23 protein-coding genes are annotated in these 25,554 nt (G+C 44.1%); 2 read left to right on the top strand and 21 right to left on the bottom strand.

Translation table 11 applies throughout. The features are described 5' to 3' along the window. Positions 1-189: a hypothetical protein gene (locus ACK1LH_RS09865; protein WP_029281161.1), complete on the bottom strand. Its 189-nt coding sequence runs from the start codon at positions 187-189 to the stop codon at positions 1-3. Between the two features lie 292 nt (positions 190-481). Here ACK1LH_RS09865 and ACK1LH_RS09860 point away from each other — a divergent pair, with 292 nt between their 5' ends. Continuing rightward, positions 482-814: a hypothetical protein gene (locus ACK1LH_RS09860; protein WP_411335010.1), complete on the top strand. Its 333-nt coding sequence runs from the start codon at positions 482-484 to the stop codon at positions 812-814. An 18-nt stretch (positions 815-832) separates the two neighbouring features. Next, on the top strand, positions 833-1,807 hold the full coding sequence (locus ACK1LH_RS09855) for an alpha/beta fold hydrolase (protein WP_035206531.1): 975 nt from the start codon (positions 833-835) through the stop codon (positions 1,805-1,807). A gap of 210 nt (positions 1,808-2,017) precedes the next feature. On the opposite strand, the gene mutL is transcribed toward ACK1LH_RS09855, so the two are convergent. From mutL to ymfI, 20 genes are all read right to left on the bottom strand, one after another. Next, positions 2,018-3,883, bottom strand: a complete 1,866-nt coding sequence (gene mutL / locus ACK1LH_RS09850; protein ID WP_029281166.1) for a DNA mismatch repair endonuclease MutL — start codon at positions 3,881-3,883, stop codon at positions 2,018-2,020. 16 nt (positions 3,884-3,899) lie between these two features. Beyond that, positions 3,900-6,494: a DNA mismatch repair protein MutS gene (gene mutS, locus ACK1LH_RS09845; protein ID WP_411335009.1), complete on the bottom strand. Its 2,595-nt coding sequence runs from the start codon at positions 6,492-6,494 to the stop codon at positions 3,900-3,902. Between the two features lie 137 nt (positions 6,495-6,631). Beyond that, entirely contained in the window at positions 6,632-7,177 is a 546-nt protein-coding gene (cotE, locus tag ACK1LH_RS09840; RefSeq protein ID WP_029281170.1) for an outer spore coat protein CotE, read from the bottom strand. A 476-nt stretch (positions 7,178-7,653) separates the two neighbouring features. Continuing rightward, positions 7,654-8,088, bottom strand: coding sequence for a RicAFT regulatory complex protein RicA family protein (locus tag ACK1LH_RS09835; protein WP_029565650.1), 435 nt, complete (start codon positions 8,086-8,088; stop codon positions 7,654-7,656). Between the two features lie 4 nt (positions 8,089-8,092). Then, the gene (miaB, locus tag ACK1LH_RS09830) at positions 8,093-9,622 is read right to left on the bottom strand and encodes a tRNA (N6-isopentenyl adenosine(37)-C2)-methylthiotransferase MiaB (protein WP_203290183.1); all 1,530 of its coding nucleotides are present in this window, start codon (positions 9,620-9,622) and stop codon (positions 8,093-8,095) included. Between the two features lie 202 nt (positions 9,623-9,824). Then, positions 9,825-11,003 carry a glycine C-acetyltransferase gene (locus ACK1LH_RS09825; RefSeq protein WP_411335008.1) on the bottom strand — a complete coding sequence of 393 codons (1,179 nt, stop codon included), beginning with the start codon at positions 11,001-11,003 and terminating at the stop codon, positions 9,825-9,827. A 21-nt stretch (positions 11,004-11,024) separates the two neighbouring features. After that, positions 11,025-12,065, bottom strand: a complete 1,041-nt coding sequence (gene tdh, locus ACK1LH_RS09820) for an L-threonine 3-dehydrogenase (RefSeq protein ID WP_029281182.1) — start codon at positions 12,063-12,065, stop codon at positions 11,025-11,027. Positions 12,066-12,282: 217 nt separating this feature from the next. Then, complete coding sequence (locus tag ACK1LH_RS09815; RefSeq protein ID WP_029281184.1) at positions 12,283-13,149, bottom strand: 2-oxoacid:ferredoxin oxidoreductase subunit beta; 867 nt, start codon at positions 13,147-13,149, stop codon at positions 12,283-12,285. Continuing rightward, the gene (locus tag ACK1LH_RS09810) at positions 13,150-14,886 is read right to left on the bottom strand and encodes a 2-oxoacid:acceptor oxidoreductase subunit alpha (RefSeq protein WP_411335007.1); all 1,737 of its coding nucleotides are present in this window, start codon (positions 14,884-14,886) and stop codon (positions 13,150-13,152) included. A gap of 190 nt (positions 14,887-15,076) precedes the next feature. After that, positions 15,077-15,994, bottom strand: coding sequence for a dipeptidase (locus ACK1LH_RS09805; protein WP_029281186.1), 918 nt, complete (start codon positions 15,992-15,994; stop codon positions 15,077-15,079). A gap of 88 nt (positions 15,995-16,082) precedes the next feature. Continuing rightward, positions 16,083-16,343 carry a stage V sporulation protein SpoVS gene (gene spoVS, locus ACK1LH_RS09800; RefSeq protein ID WP_029281188.1) on the bottom strand — a complete coding sequence of 87 codons (261 nt, stop codon included), beginning with the start codon at positions 16,341-16,343 and terminating at the stop codon, positions 16,083-16,085. Between the two features lie 197 nt (positions 16,344-16,540). Next, complete coding sequence (locus ACK1LH_RS09795) at positions 16,541-17,335, bottom strand: TIGR00282 family metallophosphoesterase (protein ID WP_029281190.1); 795 nt, start codon at positions 17,333-17,335, stop codon at positions 16,541-16,543. Positions 17,336-17,454: 119 nt separating this feature from the next. After that, on the bottom strand, positions 17,455-19,017 hold the full coding sequence (gene rny / locus ACK1LH_RS09790) for a ribonuclease Y (RefSeq protein WP_029281192.1): 1,563 nt from the start codon (positions 19,015-19,017) through the stop codon (positions 17,455-17,457). A 379-nt stretch (positions 19,018-19,396) separates the two neighbouring features. Then, positions 19,397-20,434: a recombinase RecA gene (recA, locus tag ACK1LH_RS09785; protein ID WP_029281194.1), complete on the bottom strand. Its 1,038-nt coding sequence runs from the start codon at positions 20,432-20,434 to the stop codon at positions 19,397-19,399. 254 nt (positions 20,435-20,688) lie between these two features. Next, positions 20,689-21,951, bottom strand: coding sequence for a competence/damage-inducible protein A (locus ACK1LH_RS09780; protein WP_203290182.1), 1,263 nt, complete (start codon positions 21,949-21,951; stop codon positions 20,689-20,691). Positions 21,952-21,966: 15 nt separating this feature from the next. Next, the gene (gene pgsA, locus ACK1LH_RS09775) at positions 21,967-22,545 is read right to left on the bottom strand and encodes a CDP-diacylglycerol--glycerol-3-phosphate 3-phosphatidyltransferase (RefSeq protein ID WP_029281198.1); all 579 of its coding nucleotides are present in this window, start codon (positions 22,543-22,545) and stop codon (positions 21,967-21,969) included. A gap of 75 nt (positions 22,546-22,620) precedes the next feature. Next, entirely contained in the window at positions 22,621-23,499 is an 879-nt protein-coding gene (locus tag ACK1LH_RS09770; protein ID WP_411335006.1) for a helix-turn-helix domain-containing protein, read from the bottom strand. A gap of 21 nt (positions 23,500-23,520) precedes the next feature. Then, positions 23,521-24,306, bottom strand: coding sequence for a YmfK family protein (locus ACK1LH_RS09765; RefSeq protein WP_029281202.1), 786 nt, complete (start codon positions 24,304-24,306; stop codon positions 23,521-23,523). Between the two features lie 168 nt (positions 24,307-24,474). Then, entirely contained in the window at positions 24,475-24,732 is a 258-nt protein-coding gene (locus ACK1LH_RS09760) for a DUF3243 domain-containing protein (RefSeq protein WP_029281204.1), read from the bottom strand. An 80-nt stretch (positions 24,733-24,812) separates the two neighbouring features. Next, on the bottom strand, positions 24,813-25,526 hold the full coding sequence (gene ymfI / locus ACK1LH_RS09755) for an elongation factor P 5-aminopentanone reductase (RefSeq protein WP_411335005.1): 714 nt from the start codon (positions 25,524-25,526) through the stop codon (positions 24,813-24,815). Positions 25,527-25,554 lie beyond the last annotated feature (28 nt).

The following is a 25,554-nucleotide window of genomic DNA, read 5'->3' as shown; positions in this document are numbered from 1 at the left end:
TTATTTCCCCCCTTTCTCAGTTTTTGATTTTAAATTGCTTAGAAAATCCTCAACTTGGCTATTCAGCTCAGTGACCATGTCTCTGAGAGGTTTTTTCTTATCCTCCGGAATAGCTTTCAGCTTTGTTTCTAATCCATACTTATCGAGAAGCATTTTGACAAATAAATCAGTTGTTTTGCGGTTGATCATGACCATCTCTCCTTCCTGTTTACTCCATCATATTCACGACAAATTTTTACGTATGGGGATATAACCTCCTGCAAAAACACATTTTTCGACTTTTCTGCAAATAGAACTTCCAATTTTTTTTAAAAAAATGAGCAATTGCCATGATAAATTGACCCAATCTAATTTTTTTGTCGAACATAATCTATTAATAAGATTCAGGAACAAAGAGAATCTGCCTTTCACTTCACTCTCGAAAATACAGGTGATTTCACCTGTATTTTCTCATTACTTCACTTATAAAGGAGGATATAAGATGGGGAAAAAGAAAAATCCGCAATTGAAAGACTTGGTTAAAAAAGCCGGGTTTCAGTTAGAGTCAAATCTCAATCATGCTATTAAGGAAAAAATTAATGACAAAGATTTTAGTCGATTGGTATTCAACACCCAGAAAAAAACAGAACTGCAGAAACTATTAGGCAATTTCTCTTCGGCGCATAACCTTCCAAGCAAAGATGATGTAGCAAATACAGCTAAATTGGTGATTAAAACGGAAGAAAAGATTGATTCTATCGAGGAAAAACTTCTGGAGATTGATGCAAAGCTTAATGAGATGAAAAGTCTTGTGCAACAAAACAAGAAAAAATAAGAAAGGAGCTCTGCTGAATTGACACAGATCAGCCCAACAGGCTTAAGTAGAAATCCTGTATGGCAGTTAAATAAAACAACGCTGTGGTATTACCCAACGCATTCAAGAAAATTTAACACACCTCTATTCCTTATATATTCTCCTGTAAATAAACCGGATATTTTAGATCTCATTCCCGGCAAAAGCGTCATTGGGTCGTTTGTGAATGCGGGATTTGATGTATATCTACTTGAATTCGGAGAGCCCGGCTATGAGGATAAAGATGACTCATTAGAGGATTATGTCGCAAAATACGTTCAAAAAGCGGCAAACAGAACTCTATTGCATTCAAAAGCTGAGAACTTAACAGTCATCGGCTATTGTTTGGGAGGAACACTTGCGGCCATATATGCTTCCATTGCGGAGGAAAAGATAAAAAATCTCATTTTATATGCTGCACCCATAGATTTTGAAGAAACAAATGTTTATAGCAAATGGTTATCTGAACTAAGAACAGCGGATGAAACTGATATTAATCAGATGACCGAATGGAGCAGATTAATTTCTGCTTCAGAGGTCAAAGCAGGAATGCGGCTGCTGACTTCTCCAGTATATTTTTCACCATACCTGGCTCTTTTAGGAAGAACAGATGATCCAGCTTATATACAAAAATGGATTCGCTTCAACAAATGGGCAAACTCATACTTGCCTATGCCAGGTGCTTTTATCAGAGACTTAGTCTTAGAATTAGCAAAGAAGAACAGTCTGATTAAAGGTAAACTCTCCATCATGAACAGGAAGGTTAAACTTAAAAACATCTCCTGCAATCTTCTTGTTATTTGCGGAGAAGATGATCAGCTCGTTTCGGAAAATCAGAGCAGACCCATTATTGAACATGCTTCAAGTAAAGACAAGACTTTTTTATTGAGTAAGAAGGGGCATACAGGAGTCACCATTTCAGAGGGCCAGTTGCCTGAATTCCTTGATAAATGGCTGCCCCCTAGGTCAAGATGATAAGGGAGCTGACTATGATGGTAAACCAGACGCCTAATACAGATCCAGTGATTGAATACTGCGGATTCTCAGTGATTATTTATGCTGGTTTCTTTTTCGAACTTCTTTTTGAGAGAAATAATCGATAGCAGACGTGCCGTTTTTTCTGGGATAGGTATAAAAGTTTGCCCTGCACAGATAACTGTGCAGGGCATGATTGTCTTTTCACTTTTACATAATACGCTTAAACATCTTTTCCATCTCATACGTTGAGTAATGAATAATAATCGGCCTGCCGTGAGGACATGTAAAGGGATCGGCTGTTTTTCTGAGCGTTTCAAGCAGCGCGAAGATTTCATCGTGGCGCAGGTGATGATTTGCTTTAATCGCTGCTTTGCAGCTCATCATAATGGCTGCTTCTTCTCTGATTTTTTTAATATCCGCCTGCCTGTGATCGAGCACTTCCTGAATGATTTCTTCAATAATGCTTCCCTCTTCGCCTTTTGGAAACCACTGAGGGTGGGACCTGACAATAAAGCTGTTCCCGCCGAAGGGCTCAAGGAAGATCCCCACTTGGGCAAGCTCAGGCATCTTCTCAGCCAGAATGACTGCTTCATCTGCTGAATAGTGCAGCGTGATAGGAACTAACAGTTCCTGAACTTCTGAAGCTACCTGTCCAACTTTTTCTTTGAAATATTCATAGTTAATTCGTTCCTGTGCGGCATGCTGATCAATAATATAGAGTCCATTATCGTTTTGAGCGAGAATGTAGGTGCCGTGCATTTGACCGATTGGATAAAGAACCGGCACGCGGGTTTCTTCCCCGGATTGATCGATGAGCTGTTCTGAACGCACTTCCTCAACTGCCGGCTGCTCTATATCCCTTTCAGGTTCATGATCAGCAGCATAGTCTTCCTCCGCTTCTACCACAAAAGGGGCAGCAGGCTTCTCTTCCCGTACCGGATTTGAGGCCTGTACGGAAAATGATTCTGTTCGGACCGGCTGATCGGAGCCGATGCCTGTCTTCTTTTCAGCATGACTGAACATAAAGGACTGCTGCTCTTCAGCCGCTTTTTCTTTTCGTTTCGGCAGGGCAGCATCAGGTATCAGCTGTTTCTTTGAAAAAGACTCTTTTATTCCATTTATAATAAGCTCATTCAGTTCCGCTTCCTTGCTCAGGCGCACTTCCATTTTAGCGGGGTGCACATTGACATCCACAAGAATCGGATCCATGCTGATCTCCAGGAAAACAACGGGAAACCTGCCGATTGGAAGCAGCGTGTGGTATCCCTGCTGAATCGCTTTTGCAAGCGGGTAGTTCTTGATGAACCTTCCGTTTACGATAGTAGAAATATAGTTCCTCGAGGCCCTTGTGATTTCAGGCAGGGATATAAAGCCTGTCACTTCAAAATCAAGGGACTGAAGGTGGATTGGGATCATTTTTTTAGCAATCGGAAGGCCGTATATGCCGGCAATGACCTGACGCACGTCCCCGTTGCCGCTCGTATGAAGCAGCTGTTTTCCGTTATGAGTCAGCTTGAATGATACATTTGGATTGGACAGAGCCAGACGGTTCACAACATCTGTTATATTCCCGAGCTCTGTATGAACTGTTTTTACATATTTCAGCCGTGCAGGTGTATTGAAAAACAGATTAGAGACAGTGAGGTCGCTGCCTTTCCTGCTTGAGGCTGCTTCGTGAACTTCCACTTTTCCGCCTTTGAGAACCATTCGTGTTCCTGCTCCGTCGCCTGTGCTTGTTTTGAGCTCAATATGCGATACGGAAGCGATACTCGGCAGGGCTTCTCCCCGGAAACCAAGTGTTCTGATTCGAAACAGGTCATTCTCATCTTTTATTTTGCTTGTCGCATGTCTGTGAAAAGCATTAAGACAATCTTCAGGCTGAATGCCTTCCCCATTGTCGATAATGCGGATTTTTGCAAGGCCGGCTTCTTCCACGTGAATTTCAATCACGGTGCTTCCGGCATCTATGCTGTTTTCTGCCAGTTCTTTCACGACAGAAGCCGGACGCTCTACTACTTCACCGGCAGCGATTTTATTTGATAGTGAATCGTCTAGGCGGACTATTTTCCCCATCCTATTCACCTTCCAGCTATTTTAATTTTTTTTGCAGCTGATACAGTTCATTCATTGCATCAAGCGGCGTCATTTCAAGCAGATTGATGGCCCGGATTTGCTCAAGCACAAGAAGATCTTTTTTTGGAGCCTGCCTGCCGCCTTCTTTTCTGGCTGGCTGCTCATTGAAGAAAGAGAGCTGGGCATCATCCGTTTTTTCAAAGGTTTCCCTATTTTCCTGTACGGCTGCAGGAACTTTGCTCGTTTGTTCTCCTTCCAGTCCTTCAAGAATTTCTTTTGCCCTTTTGATCAGGTTCTGGGGGAGTTCTGCCAGTTCTGCCACATGAATTCCGTAGCTTTTATCTGCAGGACCTTCTTTAATCTTATGAAGAAACACAACTTTCCCATTCTCTTCAACCGCTGATACATGAACGTTTTGAAGCATAGGCAGTTCTTCTGCAAGACTTGTAAGCTCATGATAGTGCGTGGAAAAGAGTGTTTTTGCTCCAATATGGTGATGAATATGCTCAATAATTGCCTGGGCCAATGCCATGCCGTCATATGTGGATGTTCCCCTGCCGATCTCATCGAACAGAATCAGGCTTTTGCCTGTCGCATGAACAATCGCATTTTTGGCTTCAAGCATTTCGACCATAAATGTACTTTGTCCTGATATTAAATCATCGGCAGCCCCAATTCTTGTGAAGATCTGGTCAAAGACCGGAAGCACCGCCTCTGAAGCCGGAACAAAGCAGCCGATTTGAGCAAGAATACTCGTCAGAGCCACCTGTCTCATATATGTGCTTTTACCGGACATATTAGGACCCGTAATTAAAAGCATGCCGCGATCGTTCGAGAAATAGCAGTCATTTGGAACATACTCCTGTGAATTCATCACTTTCTCAACAACCGGATGTCTTCCGTCTTTGATGAACAGTTCGCCATCTGAGAACACAGGTTTTGTATAATGGCGCTTTTCACTGATGACCGCAAAACACTGCAGGACGTCCAGTTCGCTTATGCACTTGGCAAGAGACTGGAGGTTAGGAATAAAGTGTTTGACCTGTTCTCTCAGTTCAGTAAACAGCTGGTATTCGATATCAACCATTTTTTCTTCTGCTTCAAGAATGAGTGTTTCCTTCTCCTTGAGTTCAGGAGTAATATACCGTTCAGCATTCGTAAGTGTCTGTTTGCGTGTATATCTTCCTTCTTCAAGTAAATGAGCATTTGCACGGGTTACCTCAATATAATATCCGAACACACGATTGTATCCGATTTTCAGTGATTTGATGCCAGTGCGGACCCTCTCCTGCTGTTCAAGCTCCGCTATCCATGACTTCCCGTTTCTGCTTGCATCCCTGAATTGATCAAGCTGTTCATGAAACCCGTCCTTCATAATGTTTCCGTCTTTTATTGAAAGAGGCGGGTTTTCAACAAGTGCAGCGTCAAGCAATTCACACAGCTCTGTGCAGGGATCAATCTTGTGCTCTATTTCACGAAGCGCAGCGTGATGGATTCCAGAAAGAACTTCTTTAATGGCAGGAACCTGCTGAAGTGATTTCTTCAGCTGAATTAAATCTCTTGCATTTACGCTGCCGAAAGCGACTCTGCCTGCAAGACGTTCAAGATCGTACACTTCTTTCAGTTTCTCTCTGAGATCCTCGCGTTCAAAATAGTGATTCAGCAGCGATTGAACCGTATCGAGTCGGCTTTCTATTTCCGTTTTAGACAGCAGCGGTCTGTCAATCCATTGTTTCAGCATCCGTCCGCCCATGGCCGTTTTCGTTTCATCAAGCAGCCATAGGAGCGATCCTTTTTTGCCTTTGGATCGGATCGTTTCTGTCAATTCAAGATTTCTTTTTGAATAGATATCAATCTTCATAAAATCCTGAAGCTTGTACACTTTTACTTTTTGCAGGTGATCGAGGCTTCTTTTCTGCGTTTTCTGCAGATAAGTGCACAGCCTGCCAAATGTCTCTTTCAGCCGGTCATCTGTCAGGTGTTCCATAATGGGGGAAAAAGCATCCCATTTTTCTGCAGACTGAAAAGAAATCGTCACTTTCGATCTCTCTGTCACCTTTTTAAGTGCATCCTGAGGAAAATCAGGATCTGCGACAAGCTCTCTTACATTCAGAGAATACATCTCGCTGATCACTTCATCAAATCCGTTTAAAAGAGTGACTTGATTTTCTCCGGTAGACAGATCCGTAACAGCAAATCCGTAGCAGGATGAGAACTCGGATACAGATGCTATGTAATTGTTTTCTCTTTCCTGAAGGCCTTTGCCATTCATGACTGTTCCCGGTGTGATCAGCTGCACAACTTCCCTGCGTACAACACCTTTAGCCTGTTTTGGATCTTCCGTCTGTTCACAAATGGCCACTTTGTAGCCTTTCTCAATCAATGTTTCAATATATCCTGGTGCAGAGTGATATGGAACGCCGCACATTGGAATTCTGTCGGCACTGCCTCCGTCTCTGCTCGTCAGTGTGATTTCAAGTTCAGCAGATGCTCTCTTTGCATCTTCAAAAAACATTTCATAAAAGTCGCCAAGGCGAAAAAATAAAAAGGCATCCTGATACTCTGCCTTTATCTTTAAATATTGCTGTATCATCGGCGTATATGCTGCCATTGTAATCCCCCATTACCTTGCGTTTCAAAACAACCTTAATTATAGCATACAAACCTGTTTTTTTGGTTTGGGGAATACTAGAAGCTCGAGATTTTGCCAAAGAAAAAACCAGGAAGATAATTCTCCCCAGTTTCCTCTTACTCTTCGTCTCCGCCTACAAGAAATTCAGGATTCAGGTCTTCAAACTCATCGTCAAGATCCTCTTCCCAGTCCTCTTCTGATTCAACAAAGCCTTCGTTGTTGATTGCAACAACCACTTTTGTTTCTCCGACAACCTCTGCTAAAAACTCACGCTCAGCTGAAACGACAACTTTGCTGCCGTTAGGAGAAATGTTAACCTCCATGCAGTTAGGCTGCTGCATCACTTTTGCAATCACTTCATGTTCATCGTCAAGAAAGTTGTTATCTTTATATTTCAGCTTAATGACGTCAACATATGAAACTTTTTCTGTGACAACTTCTGTTTTCGTATTGTCTGCATACGAATACCAGACATTGATGTCATAAGTACCTTCTACCTCGACTGTTTTCCCAACCTTTTTCGCATCATATTTATGGTTGATCAGCCAGCCGCCCAGAATGCTTGTCGGCTTTTGCGAAGGAGCAATGCTGTGGGTGGATTGAGTAAACTTTTTGCCTTTCGCAACTACCGCTTTCGTGATTATTTCTCTGTATTCAGCCATTCGTACATACCCTCCTCAATCATCTTCATTTAATCCTATGCTGGGCTAGTATGGTTTGTGCTACTGCTTAAAAGGAATAAATAATAGGTACCGCCAATACATGAATCGGTATACTTCATTCTATGCGTGTACGCCCAGAAATGTGCCTAAAAGTTTAAAAGAAAACCCAATTCAGGCTTAACTGCAGGCATATAGGATAAAATCTTGTTCGTCCTATAAATATGATATAGCTGTTCATTTTAGTAGAGGTTTTCAGCAAAGGCGGGTTTGGCCTTTGCTGGATGGGGTTGTATATATGATTATTTGGAACATAGTTTAGTTAGATATTTTTTCGTTTTTTTGATATCCGGCTGTTCCAGATGCTTTTTGTTGGAATTCAGTTATTAGATAGATATTATGATTATTTAGAACATGATTTAACTTGATAATTAAACACAAAAAAAAGTCCTTTCTGTTTTCACAGAAAGGACTTTTTTTCAGCTGCTGCAGGCTGATCCTTTAGAGTTGTTCACTTTTGAACCTGTTTCCCCGCTCAGAAGATCTCCGCCTGTCGTGCGGATAATCTCGTCTGTTACATGATTTGATATGGTAACGGCGATCAGCTGGAGCAGATCATTTACTTCAATTTGAGATTCCTTGAACTCCTGAATGATCGGAAGTTCATCGAGCTCTTCCTGAAGTTTGTCAATTTTATCTTCTACTTGTTTAAGCGCTTCCTGCTTGCTGTAGTGCTGAAAATTGACTGCTTGTTTTTGAAGGCTTTTAATGCTTGCTACTTTTTCGCGGATTTTCTGATTTTCGTTAATTTGAGATTCTGCTTTTTTGAAGAACTCAACTTCTTTTGTATCAGCTACCATTTGCGCCAGCTCACGTGCTCTGGCTACGATTTCTTCTTTCGTATACATTGTCATCCCCCTATTTCACCTCTAGTGCTTCTTCTGCCATTTCCCCATCTAAAGACCATGTTTTTGCTTTCGTAATTTTCACTTTCACAATCTCGCCGATTGCTGATTTTGGACCTCTGAAGTTTACAAGCTTGCTTTTTGATGTATACCCGGCAAGCACTTCAGGGTTGTTTTTGCTTTCGCCCTCAACAAGGACTTCCACAACCTGACCTTCATATTCCATCATTTTTTTTGCTGAGATCTCATTGACCAGCTTGTTCAGTTTTTGCAGGCGTGCCTTTTTCACTTCCATCGGAACATTATCCTGCATTTTCGCAGCAGGCGTCCCTTCGCGCGGAGAGTAAATGAACGTGTATGCACTGTCAAATTCCACTTCGCGGTACATAGAGAGCGTTTCTTCAAACTGCTCATCTGTTTCGTTCGGGAATCCGACGATGATATCTGTTGTTAAAGAAGCTGTTGGAATCGCTTCCTTAATTTTTTTGACGAGTGTCATATACTTTTCACGGTCGTATTTGCGCGCCATCAGCTTCAGCACTTCCGAGCTTCCAGACTGTACTGGAAGATGGATATGATCAAGAAGGTTTCCGCCTTTTGCAAGGACCTCAATCAAATGATCATCAAAATCGCGCGGATGACTTGTTGTAAACCGGACACGGGCTACGTCGATTTTGCGGATTTCATCCATCAGATCTCCAAGTCCGTATTCCATGTCTTCAAAGTCTTTGCCGTATGCATTTACGTTTTGTCCAAGCAGGGTAATTTCTTTATAGCCGCTTGCTGCAAGCTGTCTTACTTCATGAATAATTTCTTCCGGGCGTCTGCTTCGTTCTTTTCCGCGGGTGTACGGAACGATGCAGTATGTGCAGAACTTGTCGCAGCCGAACATAATGTTGACCCATGCTTTAATTTTGCCTTTGCGTTCGCGCGGCAGATTTTCAATAACATCGCCTTCTTTAGACCAGACCTCAATGACCATTTCTTTGGACATATAGGCATCGCTAAGAATATTTGGCAGGCGGTGAATGTTATGTGTGCCAAAGATCATGTCCACATGCTGATGCTTTTTCATAATCCGGTTAACAACCGATTCTTCCTGGGACATGCATCCGCAGACGCCGATTAAGAGACCCGGTTTTTCGCGTTTCAGCGCTTTTAAGTGGCCGATTTCGCCAAACACTTTATTTTCTGCATTTTCACGGATGGCACATGTATTTAAAAGAATCACATCAGCATCTTCTGCTTCGGCTGTTGCAACATATCCAAGTGCAGTAAAAATCCCGGCCATTACTTCCGTATCGTGCTCGTTCATTTGACAGCCGTACGTTCTGATCAGGAATTTCTTCCCGTTGCCGAGGCCTCTGAATTCTTCTGAGATTTTAAAGTCATTTTGATATTTCACTTCTTCTTTACCGCGTTTTTTAGCATCCTTTAAAGAAGGAGGCATGTACACGGCCTGGAAATACTTGCTGTAATCCTTCTCGGATTTTTTGTCCGAAGGCGTTACCTGTGAGCTTTCCAGACGCTGCTTTTCGTTCATGTAAAACAGTCTCCTTTCAGGCCTTTCAAACCGCCTCACTTATGTGAGAGTATACCAATTTTATAGTATATATGTTCTTAAAGAACAAAACAATAAAATATTCAGAAAGGACATACATCTATAGTAAATGATTGAGAAAAAAAAGAAAAGCAGGGCTTCCGGCTGCGGCAAAAAAAGAGAGGCAGCGAGCCTCTCTTTTCGATTATTTCAGGATGTTCAGCTCTTTTGCAGCTTTTTCAAAAATGTCCAGTGCCTGCTGAAGCTCTTCAGTTGAGTGTTCGGCCGTAACAATTGTTCTTACGCGGGCCTGCCCTTTTGCTACTGTAGGGAACGCGATTCCCTGAGCAAAGACGCCGTATTCTCTCAGTTTATCAGAGAATTGATGAGACAGCGCCTCATCACCTACAATGACAGGCGTAACCGGAGTTTCGCTTTTCCCGGTGTCAAAGCCAAGATCTTCAAGACCCTTTTTGAAGAACTTCGCATTCTCCCAAAGCTTATCAATCAATTCAGGTTCTTCAAGCAATACATTGATCGCTTCCATACACGCTGCCGTGACAGCAGGAGGATGAGATGTGCTGAATAAGAACGGACGTCCTTTTTGAATAAGATAGTCAATCAGCGTTCGTGTACTCGCAACGTATCCGCCAAGCACACCTACCGCTTTGCTCAATGTTCCCACCTGAATATGTACACGTCCGTCAAGACCAAAATGATTAACCGTCCCGCGGCCGTTTTTCCCAAGCACACCTGAAGCATGCGCATCGTCAACCATAACGAGGGCGTCATATTTTTCAGCAAGCTCGACAATCATGGGAAGTGGCGCGATATTGCCGTCCATTGAAAATACACCGTCTGTCACAATAATGCGGACACGGAAGTCTGCTGATTCTTTCAGTGCGCGTTCAAGGTCAGCCATATCCACGTGATTATACACTTTGCGGGCTGCTTTTGTCAGTCTGATGCCATCAATGATGGATGCATGGTTTAAAGCATCAGAAATGACCACATCTTCTTTTGTCAGAATAGAAGACAGCACGCCCTGGTTTGTTGTAAAACCGGACTGAAAGACAAGTGCTGCTTCCGTATGCTTAAACTCGGCAAGCTTTTGCTCAAGCTCTTCATGCATGGAGAATGTTCCGGCGATCGTCCTGACTGAACCCGTACCGGCCCCGTACTTCCGTGCTGCTTCTATGGATGCTTTTACAAGTCTTGGATGTGTGGTGAGCCCAAGATAGTTGTTTGAAGAAAGCTGAATTAATTCTTTTCCTCCGATCACGACTTTTGACTTTTGATCGGATTCCAGCGGAATCAATTTACGGAACGTCCCGTTTTGTTTCATTTCATCAAGTTCTGCCTGTAAGTATTCAAACCCTTTCATCATAGCCCCTCCAGTTCATGTTTAAGGATGTAATACGACTTTACCACATTTTCCTTCGATCATTAAATTGAAGCCTTTTTCAAAGTCTTCAAGCGGGAAGTGATGGGTGATCAGCGGCGTGACATCAACCTGCCCTGATTTCAAAAGGCGCGAAACCTGCTGCCATGTTTCATACATTTTTCTGCCTGTAATTCCCTGTACGGTTATGCCTTTAAAAACAATATCATTCGTAACATCAATTTCTACAGGCCGGACCGGGAGACTCAAAATGGACACTCGGCCTCCGTTTGTCACCATCTTGAACCCCTGATTCATCGCAGCCGGGTGGCCGGACATTTCGCACACGACATCGACGCCGTTTCCATCCGTAAGTTCGCTGATTCTTTCAAGCGGATCTTCATTTTTAGAATTGATGACGGCTGTTGCTCCCATTTCTTTTGCAAGGTTCAGTCTGTAGTCATTTAAATCGAGCGCAATGACCTGCGATGCCCCGGCAGCTTTTGCAACGCCGGCAGCCATAATGCCGATTGGACCGCAGCCAATAACAGCCACGCTTTTTCCTGCTACATCACCAGCAAGAACAGTATGCACCGCATTGCCCATAGGCTCCTGTATAGACGCTGTATCAAACGGCATTCCCTTCGGATTTTTCCAGAGGTTGACAGCCGGAAGCGCCACGTATTCTGCAAAACAGCCATCTGTGTCGACACCGATAATCTTCGTATTTTTACAAATATGATAGTTTCCTGTCAGACATTGCGGACATTCGTAGCATACAAGGTGAGTTTCAGCAGAAACAAAATCTCCAACCGCAACGTTTGTAACTTTGCTTCCAACCTGGGCAACCTCTCCGGAAAATTCATGCCCAAAAACATATGGTGGATTCACTCTGCTTTCCGACCAGGCATCCCACGTATAAATATGAACATCTGTCCCGCAGATGGATGTAGCTTTTACTTTAATCAATACTTCGTGATCGTTAATTTGAGGAATATCCACCATTTTAAGCTCGGCTCCAAATCCTCTGTGATGCTTGACAACCGCTTTCATTTTTCCATTCACAATGAACACTCCCTGCTTAAAAAACTGCTTAATACGTTATCATAGTTGAAGTTTATCATCCTTGAACAGCAGTGTAAAGATAGGTGTCCTCTCCAAAAAGACACTTGAACACACCCGGAAAAAATCTCTGAAAAAGTTTCATAAGCGCGATAAATCTGACCAGAATCATTTATTTTTCAACAGAAAAACGCCTATCCGGAGATAGACGTTTTCTGACTTACATAAATTCTGAAAGAAGTTCGTTAAACTTCTCTTCGCTGATTTTAAGGTCTGCATGAGACAGCGGTTCTTCGCTGTAATTGTGAACGAGCTCCTGATAGGATGGCTGATTGGCATTCTGATAAATCAGTCCTGTTACCAGTCCGTTTTTCTCCATCAGCGTCTGCATGGCCTGCATCCGGTTAGAAGGATCATACCCTTCGATATCTGCAAGCTTTGTGAGATTTTCCTTGAACCAGTCATACGTATTGATTTTGTTGTACGTTACGCAAGGGCTGAACACATTGATCAGTGAGAAGCCTTTATGTTTAATTCCCGCTTCAATAATGGCTGTCAAGTCTTTTAAGTCCGTTGAAAAGCTCTGGGCCACAAACGTTGCGCCTGCTGTAAGAGCCATTTCCATAACAGAAAGAGAAGATTCAATGGACCCTTTAGGCGTACTCTTCGTTTTGAATCCGACATCGCTTCGCGGAGATGTCTGGCCTTTTGTCAGGCCGTAAATCTGATTGTCCATAACGATATATGTGACATCAATGTTTCTTCTGATGGCATGAATGGTATGTCCCATGCCGATGGCAAACCCGTCGCCGTCACCGCCGGAGGCGATAACCGTCAAATCTTTGTTCGCCATTTTAACTCCCTGGGCGATCGGGAGGGAACGGCCGTGAATGCCGTGGAACCCATAGGCATTGATATATCCTGAAATACGTCCGGAACATCCGATGCCTGATACAACGGCAAGCTGATCCGGCTCAAGGCCTGCATTTGCGGCGGCGCGCTGAATGGCAGCCTGCACGGAGAAGTCTCCGCATCCCGGACACCAGTTTGGTTTTACATTATTCCGAAATTCTTTAAATGTCGCCATTTAGAACAACTCCTTGCATTTTGAATGAACTTCATGCGGCAAGAGCGGATTTCCATCGTATTTTAAAATCGAGCAAATTTTCTCTGCATGGCCGACATTCATTTTGATCAGGCTGGCAAGCTGGCCAGTCGCGTTGTTTTCGACTACTACGACTTTTTTTGCTGCCTTTACAAGCGGAAGCATTTCATCTGCCGGGAATGGATGAAGAAGGCGGACATGTGCGTGATTTGCTTTCACGCCGTCCTTTTCAAGGCGGACCATTGCCTCTTCAATCGTTCCTCTTGTTGAGTTAAAGCCGACAAATAAAACATCCGGTTCAGGGTGAATCAGATTCTGATGAACAGGCGTATCAAACCTCATGGCTGAAAGCTTTCTTAGACGTTTGTCCATCTGGGCTTTGCGGTTTGTTGCCACTTCTGAAGGCTTTCCTGTCTCGTCATGCTCAACACCTGTCACATGGTGAATGCCGTTCTTCATACCTGGCAGAACACGCGGAGAAACGCCGTCATCTGTCACTTCAAAGCGTTTGAAATAGCCTTTGTTTTCGATTTCCGGAAGTTCTTCCTGAACGAGCTTGCCGCGTCGGATTTGAATTTTATCATAGTCTAATGGTTCAACTGTCTGTTTGCCAAGGGAGAGCTGAAGGTCAGTGAGAAGGATGACCGGACACTGGTATTCCTCTGCAAGGTTGAACGCTTCAATGGTATCGTAAAAAGCTTCCTGAACCGTACTTGGCGCCATCACGATCTTAGGGATCTCCCCGTGTGTTCCGTAAATCATGGCCATCAGATCTGACTGTTCCTGTTTAGTCGGAAGACCTGTACTTGGGCCTCCGCGCTGCGTATCCACGATGACAAGCGGCTGTTCCGTGATTCCGGATAATCCGATTGCCTCCATCATTAATGAAAGGCCGGGCCCTGCTGAAGCAGTCAGTGTCCGCGTTCCGGCGTAGTTTGCGCCGATTGCCATTGTACATGCGGCAATTTCATCCTCAGTCTGAATGACCGTACCGCCAAAATCAGGCAGCTTTTTAATTAAATACTCCATAATTTCAGAAGCCGGAGTAATCGGATAGGCAGCCATAAACCGGGCTCCGCCTGCTACAGCACCAAGTGCGATGGCATCATTTCCAATCATGAACATGCGCTTGTTTCCGTCTGCTTTTTCAAGGAACAGATCATCGCGGTCAAACTGGAGCTCCTGTTTCATGTAGCTTGAGCCTTTTGAAATGGCCTCAAGGTTCTTCTCGACAATCTGCTGGCCTTTTCTTCCGTAGATCTCCTGAACCACATTCTGAAACTGTTCTGTTCCAAGGTCAAGAACTGCACTTGTTGCTCCGATGGCTACCATGTTTTTCATCAGAGACGTTCCAAGCTCTGTTGCGATCTCTGTAAAAGGAACAGAATAAAGTACAGCGCTGCAGTCATCCGGAATAGACGGATTAAATTTTGAATCTGCAATCACAAGCCCGCCTTTGCGAAGCTCATACACGTTCACATCAATCGTTTCCTGATCAAAAGCTACTAATATATCAAGGTCATCGGATATAGCTCGGACTTGGGTTGTGCTTACGCGAATTTTATTGTTCGTGTGGCCGCCCTTAATTCGGGATGAAAAATGGCGGTACCCATACAAATAATATCCCATTCTATTTAAAGCAATTGAAAAGACTTCACCTGTACTTTCAATACCTTCGCCCTGCTGTCCTCCAACTTTCCATGAAAGTTGACTGATCATGTGCCTTACACCCCTTCTTAAGAAACACTCATATATTTTTTGCTCTAATTAGAGCTGATACACTGCGTCAGATTATGTACTAAACGTTACAATTGTAGAACGATAAAGAGAAAAAAACAAGCGTTTCAGGCAAATAAACCTGTTTTCGCCCTGAATTTATTTGATTTTTTCAAATCTTTCATCTATTGTGTCAGAATGGAATGGCATTGATAAAATTGAGGCATAGAAATTTTTCCGCCTGTCTTTCCGAATAGTGCCTGAGAAGCGTGTTTACGAGATAAGGATATTGCTCATACCCTTCAAGTCCCTCTACGGTTTCGTCAATGCCGTCAAAATCCGAACCGAATCCTACCGCATCTTCCCCGACAATACCAAGAATATAATCAAGATGATTCAAGATGTGCTTCATGCCGGCTTGTGCATGGGACGCCGTAAACTGCGGAACAAAGGTAATCCCGATGATTCCCTTTTTATCAGCGACCGCCTTCAGCTGATCTTCTTTTAAATTCCTCGGGTGCGGACAGAGAGCGTAGGAATTGGAATGGCTTGCCACCGGATAGTCTGCCAGTTCAATGACATCCCAGAAACTTCTCTCGGACAAATGGGAAACGTCCGTCCACATGTTATACGCATTCAGTTTTGAAACAGCATGCCTGCCAAAAAAGGTAAGTCCCGCATTCCTTGTTTCGAGCGCACCGTCTGCAAGCAGGTTGGCAAAATTCCAGGTCAGCCCGGCTGCCCTTACACCCAAATGATAAAAAACAGACAGCATTTGAAGATCATGGCCGATCGGCTCCAATCCTTCAAGCGTCAGGATGGCCCCGATTTCATCTTCTTTCAGACAGGCTGCATCCTGCTTCGTTTTGATCAGCCTGATTTTTTCATAGCGTTCAAGAATGCGCTCGTGAAAAATGGCAGCCTGTGCAATCGCGCATTCTTTTTTATTAACTGCCTCTACTGGCACAAAAATAGCGAAGCACTGAATCCTCGCTCCAAATCTGAAGAGCTTTTCAATGGTTACGTGAAGATTCAAATCGTTCCATTCGCTCTTCTCAGGATCTTTCCAAAGCTGGTACAGCAGATCACAATGAGCATCAAAGATACGCACAAGAAATCAACTCTTCTCCGGCAATGCCTTATTTATGAAAAAACAAGCCTGCTTGCGTATCCCGCAAACAGGCTGTACTCTTCTCTATTTAACGAGGCTCAATAATTAATTTTATCGCCGTACGCTCTTCACCATCAATGAGAATATCCGTAAAGGCGGGTATGCAGATCAGGTCTACGCCGCTTGGAGCAACAAATCCCCTGGCAATGGCGACAGCTTTTACGGCCTGATTAAGGGCGCCTGCGCCAATGGCCTGTATCTCGGCTGCTCCTCTTTCCCGCAGAACGCCTGCAAGAGCCCCCGCTACGGAGTTAGGATTGGACTTTGCTGAAACTTTTAATATTTCCATTTCTAGAATCCCCCTTGTTTTCAATAGATCGTGAATGTACATTGGATCGTGTATTACCGGATCTGTTCGGAGGGCTCATCCCCTTTATGAGCCTTCTGAACCTCTTATACAGTCATTCCATTGATACTATATTCACTAGAGGGAACGAGTATTCCTGCTTGTTCATTTATTTTTTCTAAAATTTCAAAATAAATGATCTATTCAAAAAACATGTGATCATTATTAATTAAAATCCGTTCAATCTTTGATGCGTTACCTGTTTTATCATTGATATCGACCACAACTGCACTCAGCTGCGCCTTTCCTTCTGTTACTTCAAACCGGACCGGCAGACTTGTTAAAAAGCGTTTGATGACAGCTTCCCGCTCAACTCCGAGTATGCCGTCATACGGTCCTGTCATGCCGACATCTGTAATAAAAGCAGTCCCGTGATCAAGAATCCGTTCATCTGCCGTCTGAACATGTGTATGGGTTCCGACAACAGCTGATGCCTTTCCGTCCAGATACCAGCCCATTGCCTGCTTTTCACTTGTAGCTTCCGCATGGAAATCCACAAAGATAATAGGTGTGCGTTTTCGCGCTTCCTCAATCAGCTCATCTGCTTTTTTAAACGGACAGTCAATCGGAGCAAGAAAGGTCCGGCCTTGAAGATTAATCACAGCCACTTCTTTGCCGTCCGCTTTAATATAGGTAATGCCTTCTCCTGGTGTCCCTTCAGGAAAATTGGCAGGACGGATCAAATGAGGAACCTCCTCGATGAATTCAAAAATCTCCCGTTTATCCCACGTGTGATTCCCCATCGTAATGACTTGTGCTCCCGCCTGAATCAGCTCATGATAGATTTTCTGCGTGAGCCCTTTTCCATGAGCAGCGTTCTCTCCATTTACGATCGTCAAGGATGGTCTGAACTTCTTTTTAAGCTTTGGCAAGTATTCTTTAATCATGTCCCGGCCCGGTGAGCCGACGACATCTCCGACAAATAATAGTTTCATGCTGTAAAACCTTCTCTCTGCAAATATGTCTTTTTCTTTAGTTTGGCTTAGATCTGCTGAAAATAGGCCCCTGTCTTTCAGTTGCGGGCAAAAAATAAAGCGATGCGGGAGGCATCGCTTTATTTTGCATATTCAACAGCCCTTGTTTCACGAATGACTGTTACTTTAATGTGACCTGGGTAATCCAGCTCTTCTTCAATACGCTTGCGGATATCACGTGCCAGACGGTGAGCCTGAAGATCATCGATCGTATCCGGCTTAACCATGATGCGAACTTCACGGCCTGCCTGAATGGCGAAGGATTTTTCAACACCTTCGTACGATTCAGAAATCTCTTCAAGTTTTTCAAGTCGGCGGATATAATTTTCAAGCGTTTCGCTTCTTGCGCCCGGACGAGCCGCAGATAAAGCATCTGCTGCCGCAACCAGAACCGCAATAACGGAAGTCGGTTCCTGATCGCCATGGTGAGAAGCAATACTGTTGATGACAACCGGATGTTCCTTGTACTTAGTAGCAAGTTCCACACCGATTTCAACATGGCTTCCTTCAACCTCATGGTCAATTGCTTTACCGATGTCATGCAGCAAGCCTGCACGTTTTGCCAATGTTACATCTTCGCCAAGCTCTGCAGCCATAAGGCCGGAAAGGTAGGCAACTTCCATTGAGTGCTTCAGGACATTCTGACCGTAGCTCGTTCTGAACTTCAGACGGCCCATAATCTTGATCAAGTCAGGGTGAAGTCCGTGAACGCCAACTTCAAAGGTTGTCTGTTCACCTACTTCGCGGATGTACTCATCCACTTCGCGGCGGGATTTTTCAACCATTTCTTCAATTCGTGCCGGATGAATGCGTCCATCCTGCACAAGTTTGTCCAATGCGATTCTTGCTGTTTCCCTGCGAATTGGGTCAAATCCGGAAAGAATAACGGCTTCCGGAGTATCATCAATAATCAGGTCGATACCTGTCAGGGTTTCAAGTGTTCGAATATTTCGTCCTTCACGGCCAATGATGCGTCCCTTCATTTCATCATTTGGCAGGTTAACGACGGATACCGTTGTTTCAGCCACATGATCGGCTGCACAACGCTGGATAGCAAGGGAAAGGATTTCTTTCGCTCGTTTATCCGCTTCTTCTTTCGCACGATTTTCGCTTTCTTTAACGGTTACGGCGATATCATGAGAAAGCTCATTTTCAACCTTTTCAAGAATGATCTGCTTAGCCTCTTCACGGGTTAAGCTGGAAATGCGCTCAAGCTCAGCTTGCTGTTTCCGCACCATCTCGTCCACTTTGCTTTCCATCTCTTCAATATGCTGTTGTCTTTCATTCAGAGAATCTTCCTTTTTCTCAAGCATGTTTTCGCGCTTGTCTAAAGATTCATCCTTGCGGTCAAGATTCTCTTCTTTTTGTAACAGGCGATTTTCTTGTTTTTGCAGCTCATTTCGTCGCTCACGAATTTCCTGCTCGGCTTCTGTGCGAAGCTTGTGAATATCATCCTTTGCTTCAAGAAGCGCTTCTTTTTTCGTTGCTTCTGCATCACGCCTTGCATCTTCAAGAATCTGCTCAGCTGTGCCTTTAGCACCTGCAATCTTCGCTTCTGCAATGGATTTACGAACAAAATAGCCAACAACTGCACCGACGATTAGGCCAAGCAAAATGGAGATGATCATTGTAATGGGATCCATCATTTCACCTCCTCTTGCTATGAACTTGTTTCTTGCTAGATTTAAGTGTCGGCATGTACATTGCATACATTCTTCAATATACAGCACAAAGCTTAAGGGTTTCATGGAGACCTTGCAGCAATCCGTTCTGCAGGTCAACATCTGCTTTCATAGTGCCTCGCAAAAAGTTCTAACAAAATAGTATTACTTCTCAATTGTAAATGTGTGAATTTTTCTTGTCAAGCCTGTCATTCAGGGGTTTTCAGTGCAATTATGAATTTTCAGGCATTGCCTGACATTTCTTAAACAGGAAAAGTCAGGAGTTCCGCCCATTTACTTCAACCATTCTGCCAACATTTATTCAAAAATATACAAAAAAGAGGCGCGGACGCCTCTTTTTTTAGTCTTCGAGCAAATTCAGTTCATCTTGTTCTTCAGGTACAGCAGCGTCACCGTCTAATCCGTAGTGGCTGCGGATTTTCTCCTGAAGCTCAAGGCGAATGGCCGGGTTTTCCTTAAGGAAGATCTTTGCGTTTTCTCTTCCCTGTCCCAGGCGCTCATCATTATATGAATACCATGAGCCGCTCTTTTGAACAATATCGCTTTCCGTTCCAAGGTCGATGATCTCTCCCTCTTTGGAAATGCCTTCTCCGTACATGATGTCAACTTCTGCAACACGGAATGGAGGAGCAACCTTGTTCTTGACGACTTTTACTTTCGTTTTGTTTCCGACCATTTCATTTCCCTGTTTTAGTGTTTCTGCACGGCGCACTTCAAGACGGACAGAAGAGTAGAATTTAAGAGCGCGTCCGCCTGGCGTCGTTTCAGGGTTTCCGAACATGACACCGACTTTTTCACGGATCTGGTTGATGAAAATGGCAATAGTCTTCGACTTGCTGATCGCGCCGGAGAGTTTGCGGAGCGCCTGCGACATAAGACGCGCCTGCAGACCTACGTGTGCATCTCCCATTTCTCCTTCTATTTCTGCTTTAGGAACAAGGGCAGCCACTGAATCGACAACCAGAATGTCTACAGCTCCGCTTCGGACAAGAGCTTCGGCAATTTCAAGGGCCTGCTCGCCTGTATCCGGCTGGGAAAGAAGAAGCTCATCAATGTTGACGCCAAGCTTCTGGGCATATACAGGATCAAGGGCATGCTCAGCATCAATAAATGCAGCCTGTCCACCTGCAGCCTGTACTTCAGCGATTGCATGAAGGGCAACAGTTGTTTTACCTGAACTTTCAGGTCCGTAAATTTCAACAATTCTTCCGCGCGGATAGCCGCCGACTCCAAGAGCCGCATCCAGCGCAAGCGAACCGCTTGGGGATGTAGAGATTTTACGGTCGGTCTGTTCACCGAGTTTCATAATTGAACCTTTACCAAATTGTTTTTCTATTTGTTTAAGTGCCATATCTAAGGCAGCCTGACGATCGCTCACTGAGTTTCCTCCTTTAGTTATTAACCTATTAATAATATACCTTTATTTTATCTGTTTGACAAGCAAAAAGCGAACATTTATTCGTTTTTTTGCACATTGAAATGGATGGAAAAATTCATTTTTCTCCTTATTGAAATGAGAAATTTGAATTCTTTTAATCACCTAAAATTCTATTTTACATTTCTGAAGGGGATTTGCGCAGCCTCCCATGCACTCGATGCGAATTAGAAAATGGACAAAAAGAAAAATACAGCTTATTCCGCTGTATTTTCTGTTAAAGCTTTTACCGCAAGATGGCAGCCGTATTTAACTGTTCGCTTGCGTATGCCGTTCCTGCTTCCTGCAAGCAGGAGCTGATGCGTTACTGTCTGCCTGCCCTTTACGGCAAGACCTATATAAACAGTGCCGGGTTTCTTTCCTTCAACAGGCTCTTCGCCTGCTATGCCTGTGAAGCTTATTCCGATATCGCTCCCTGTCAGCTTTCTGATCTGCTCTGCCATCTCTTGTGCACATTGTTCGCTGACGGCACCATGAACATCAAGCGTTTCTTTCGATACTCCGAGCATGGCTTCCTTCACTTCATTTGTATAGCACACAATCGTTCCTTTAAAAACGTCCGACGTGCCTTTAACGGCTGTAAGCTGATCTGAGAACAGCCCTCCTGTCAGGCTTTCAGCTGCAGAAATGGTCATTCCCCGCTGCCTCAGGTGCCTTAATAGCTCTTCTGCAAGTGTCGTCTGATCATATCCGTAGAAAAACGCGCCGACTCTTTCATTTATCGCCTTTTCAGCATCGTTGATCAGTTTGACAGCTTCAGTTTCAAACTGATGCCTTGCTGTCAGTCGTAAGGTCACTTCCCCGTCACCCGCAAGAGGAGCAATTGTAGGGTTGGATTGTCCGTCAATCAGATCCTGAATATCCGTTTCAAGCTGGGATTCCCCTATACCGAAATAACGGAGAACTCTTGAGATGATCTTATCGTTTCTGCCAAGTGCTTTTCTGAAAAAAGGAAGTCCGAATTTAAGAAACATCGGCTTCATTTCACTTGGAGGCCCGGGAAGAAGCATATAGATGATGCCGTTTTCCTGAATGGCCATCCCCGGCGCCATGCCATGTTCATTTTTAAGAATATCAGAGCCCTCAATGACAAGAGCCTGCTTTTTATTGTTTTCTGACATGGGGCGGTTTACTTTCACAAAATAATCTTCGATGCTGCGCAGCGCTTCCTCGTCCGTTGCGAGTTTTCGCCCGAGCATGCTTGCGATGGTTTCTTTTGTGAGGTCGTCCTTCGTCGGACCGAGCCCGCCAGTAAACACGATGATGTTTGAACGTTCCTGTGCTGTTTTTACTGCCTGCTTAAGCCTGCCCGGGTTATCTCCAACCACTGTATGGTAATAGACGTTAATCCCGTTCTCTGCAAGCTGCTGAGAGATGAACTGGGCATTTGAATTGACGATTTGCCCGAGCAGCAATTCAGATCCAACCGCAATGATCTCTGTTTTTGTAGCCATGTGCATTCTCCTCTGCGTGTTTTACTTTGAAGAAAGAAGGGCAGCCTTGTTTTTGGCAAAATAGTCCCAACCGGAATAAACAGTGAAAAATAATGCAACCCATAATGCAAGATCTGCAAAAGGAAAAGACAGATAGGAAAACGGGATATTGTGCAGCAGCAAAGCAGAGATGGCAATAATCTGTGCCCATGTTTTTATTTTACCGAGCATATTCGCAGCAACGACTTCCCCTTCTCCTGCAAGCACAAGACGAAGACCGGTCACGGCAAATTCACGGCTGATGATTATAATGACAATCCATGAAGGCGCAAGGCCAAGTTCCACTAAAATAATCAGTGCGGCTGATACAAGAAGCTTATCAGCGAGCGGATCAAGGAATTTGCCGAGGTTTGTGACCATGTTAAGCTTCCGGGCATAGTAGCCGTCAATCCAGTCTGTTGTTGAAGCAATAATAAACAGGATCGCCCCCGCTAAATGAGTGACAGGGATTGAAGTCTCTCCAGCGTACAATGTTCCCCAGTCAAAAGGCGCAAGCATAATCACCATAAATACCGGGATTAAAAGAATTCTTGAAATGGTTATCTTATTTGGCAAGTTCATGTGTTTTCCTCCAAAACGTTAATGTATGTACAGCAAGACAAAAAAGAATGAAAGAAAGCCATCTTAAAGATGACTTTATTCCTTAGTATATACGATTTGCATATCTTGTCTCACAGTTTTTTTCGGATCAATCTTGTATTCAACGGGTTTGCCGTTTACTTTGATCTGTGCAGCGGATGCATTTCCGATGACAATGAACGCTTCCGTTTCATTTGTAAAGTCATGGGACTCGGTCTTGCCTTTATTCAGCATGCCGCTGAAAAACTTTTTGCCGGATGCGTTGCGAATCTCAATCCAGGTTGTCCCGGATGAGGTTACATCAAGCTTGAACTGCTCGGCTTTTGTTAACTCGTAAACAGCTTTCCGGCCGGCTGTTTCCTTAAATACGACTTCTGAAGCCGGTTCGGCGGGTTTTTCTTCAGCAGGCTTATCTTCCTCAGCAGGAGGAGCGCTGCCTGTATCTGTTTCTTTCGGCTCGGGCTCTTCAGGGCTTTCAATGGCATCGTATTCATTTTCGCCGCTTGATGTCTGTTTTGGCTGATCTGCCTGTCCTGATGAATCCGGCTTGTTTTGAACAGTAATCCAGATGATGACCGCTGCAAGAATGACGACCGCTATAATAAGAATGCGCGGCAGGAATTCAAGAACTTTTGATGCTGATTTCGGCAGCTCTTTATGTGTTTTCACGCGGGAGAGCTCAATCGTCTCCTCTGTGTGAACAATTGGAATTTCATTTTTGTATTCATCAAAAAGTTTCTCCGGATCAAGACCGACTGCTTCTGCATACTGCTTAATAAAGGCACGCACATAAAAGTTTCCCGGCATCATGCCGTAGTTTCCCTCTTCTATGCCGAGCAGATAGCGCTTCTGAATTTTTGTTATTGCCTGGAGATCGTCAAGACTTAGTTTCCGCTCTTCTCTCGCCTGTTTCAGTCGATTTCCTAATTCACTCAACCATAACACCTTCCATATCTTCTAAAAATCAAACCCGGAAAAACTCGATTCATCGAACATTTGAGGCCCTGTTGCTTCCTCATATGTAATCTTTTCATCCGGGTCATTCCGAAGTTCAATTATATAGTCAAAATCATCTAGTGTATACTCTGTATTTTGCACAAACATATCAGGGTGTTCCACTACTTTTGTTGCTGAAAGCCGCATAATTTCCCTGACAAGCTGCAAATGCTTCTCCGAACCTCTGCGGGTCGATACAATCCCGTCGATGATAAACACATTATCCACACTGTATTCATCCGCAATCAGCTGGCTGCGGATCGTTTGCTTGAGCAATGTAGACGACACAAAAAGCCATCTCTTATTCGCACACACGCTTGATGCCACAATGGATTCGGTTTTCCCTACTCTCGGCATGCCCCTGATTCCAATCAGCTTATGCCCTTCCTGCTTGTACAGCTCTGCAAGGAAATCAACAAGGAGCCCAAGTTCATCTCTGACAAACCTGAACGTCTTTTTGTCATCCGCATCTCTTTGTATGTATCTTCCGTGACGGACAGCAAGTGTATCCCTCAGTTTAGGTTTTCTTAATTTAGTCACTCTAATATGGTCCATCGTATTTAAAATGGATTCAAGCCGCTGGATCTGCTCGTTATTTGTGCATTTAAGCAGCAGTCCCCTCCGGCTGTCGTCCACGCCGTTTATCGTCACGATATTAATGGAAAGCATCCCGAGAAGCGATGATATGTCACCGAGGAGACCGGGACGGTTTTTCTGAATTTCATATTCTAAATACCATTCCTGCATATCCAATTATGGACCCCCTTCAAAACAAGGTCTGTCTCACCTATATCCATATCATAAAGCATTTTGCCAAAAGAGGAAAGAATAATTCCTTGACAATAAAAAAAGGGTACAGAGACCTACAAGCATCAGAATTATATGCAAAAAAAAAGAGAGGACCTGCGCCCCCTCTTATCTTGTGCCGTTATTTTGGACAAGTTTTACCATCATGTTCGCAATGGCATGCTGCTCGTCTTTAGAAGCAACGCTCCAAAGATCTGCAAGAACTTTTTCCTGATCATTTTTCGGGTCTACCTGTTTTGCGAGGTAATCGCCGATTTCATAAGCAAGGTCGCCTACAGCTTCTTGTTTCATTCCGTCGCCCTCAGCGTGGTGCAGACGGTCGCCGAGGAAGTTTTTCCACTGATCCCAGTTATCTAAAACAGACATTCTAACCCCTCCTAATTAAATGGAATACAGTGTTAGTTTGTCTTTGCTTCATGAATTTATGCGGAAACGGAATGAAAAATTTACACGTGCCAGCCCCCATTAACCGAAAGAATCTGACCGGTTATGTAGCTTGCCCGTTCTGACGCAGCGAAAGATACAGCATCCGCAATTTCTTCCGGACGCCCAAGCCGTCCAAGCGGTATTTCTTCTTTTAAATCATCCAGCTCTTCTTTTGTAAATCCATCGAGCATCTTTGTTTTAACTGCACCGGGAGATACCGCATTCACTCTGATTCCTGAAGGTGCAAGCTCTTTTGCCAGGGCTTTTACAAACGAGTTTTGCCCGCCCTTCACCATACTGTAGAGCACTTCGCATGAGGCGCCGACCTCTCCCCAAATTGACGTGATCACTACTATATTTCCGCTCTTTTTCCCCACCATAGAAGGAATTGCCTTCTGTGCAATTTTATAGGGGCTTGTGATATGAAGCTGAACGAGTTCTCCAATTTCATCATCATTTAAATCAGTCATAAGACCAAACTTGCTCTTTCCGCTGTTCAATATAAGAAGGTCAGCAGCGATTCCCTGCTCCATAAGCGTGTCCGGACCTGAGGGGATTGAGAGATCGGCCTGTACAATCCTGCATTGTACAGGAAGTTCCTGTTTAAGCCTCTCAAGCGGTTCTTTGTTCCGGTGATAATGCAGGATTAAATCATATCCTTCAGAAGCAAGCTTTCGTGCAGTTGCGAGACCGATTCCTCCGCTTGCTCCCGTAATGAATGCCGTTTTTTTCATCTTTTTCCTCTTTCCTATGATCTTGACG

Origin of the sequence: Metabacillus indicus (assembly GCF_046603695.1) — a bacterium.
Taxonomy (GTDB): domain Bacteria; phylum Bacillota; class Bacilli; order Bacillales; family Bacillaceae; genus Bacillus_P; species Bacillus_P indicus.
Note: the sequence above shows the minus strand (reverse complement) of the source record. Positions and strands in the feature narration are given on the sequence as shown.

Bases quoted from the DNA above. Each gene is read 5' to 3' on its own strand.
- ACK1LH_RS09865 (WP_029281161.1), bottom strand. From the start codon at position 189: ATGATCAACCGCAAAACAACTGATTTATTTGTCAAAATGCTTCTCGAT.
- miaB (WP_203290183.1), bottom strand. From the start codon at position 9,622: ATGAACGAAAAGCAGCGTCTGGAAAGCTCACAGGTAACGCCTTCGGAC.
- cotE (WP_029281170.1), bottom strand. From the start codon at position 7,177: ATGGCTGAATACAGAGAAATAATCACGAAAGCGGTAGTTGCGAAAGGC.
- rny (WP_029281192.1), bottom strand. From the start codon at position 19,017: ATGGATCCCATTACAATGATCATCTCCATTTTGCTTGGCCTAATCGTC.
- pgsA (WP_029281198.1), bottom strand. From the start codon at position 22,545: ATGAACTTGCCAAATAAGATAACCATTTCAAGAATTCTTTTAATCCCG.
- ACK1LH_RS09835 (WP_029565650.1), bottom strand. From the start codon at position 8,088: ATGACAATGTATACGAAAGAAGAAATCGTAGCCAGAGCACGTGAGCTG.
- mutS (WP_411335009.1), bottom strand. From the start codon at position 6,494: ATGGCAGCATATACGCCGATGATACAGCAATATTTAAAGATAAAGGCA.
- ACK1LH_RS09825 (WP_411335008.1), bottom strand. From the start codon at position 11,003: ATGAAAGGGTTTGAATACTTACAGGCAGAACTTGATGAAATGAAACAA.
- mutL (WP_029281166.1), bottom strand. From the start codon at position 3,883: ATGGGGAAAATAGTCCGCCTAGACGATTCACTATCAAATAAAATCGCT.
- ACK1LH_RS09810 (WP_411335007.1), bottom strand. From the start codon at position 14,886: ATGATCAGTCAACTTTCATGGAAAGTTGGAGGACAGCAGGGCGAAGGT.
- ACK1LH_RS09760 (WP_029281204.1), bottom strand. From the start codon at position 24,732: ATGTCTGTTTTAGATAACTGGGATCAGTGGAAAAACTTCCTCGGCGAC.
- ACK1LH_RS09765 (WP_029281202.1), bottom strand. From the start codon at position 24,306: ATGCAGGAATGGTATTTAGAATATGAAATTCAGAAAAACCGTCCCGGT.
- ymfI (WP_411335005.1), bottom strand. From the start codon at position 25,526: ATGAAAAAAACGGCATTCATTACGGGAGCAAGCGGAGGAATCGGTCTC.
- ACK1LH_RS09815 (WP_029281184.1), bottom strand. From the start codon at position 13,149: ATGGCGACATTTAAAGAATTTCGGAATAATGTAAAACCAAACTGGTGT.
- ACK1LH_RS09860 (WP_411335010.1), top strand. From the start codon at position 482: ATGGGGAAAAAGAAAAATCCGCAATTGAAAGACTTGGTTAAAAAAGCC.
- ACK1LH_RS09795 (WP_029281190.1), bottom strand. From the start codon at position 17,335: ATGAAACTATTATTTGTCGGAGATGTCGTCGGCTCACCGGGCCGGGAC.
- spoVS (WP_029281188.1), bottom strand. From the start codon at position 16,343: ATGGAAATATTAAAAGTTTCAGCAAAGTCCAATCCTAACTCCGTAGCG.
- ACK1LH_RS09780 (WP_203290182.1), bottom strand. From the start codon at position 21,951: ATGCACATGGCTACAAAAACAGAGATCATTGCGGTTGGATCTGAATTG.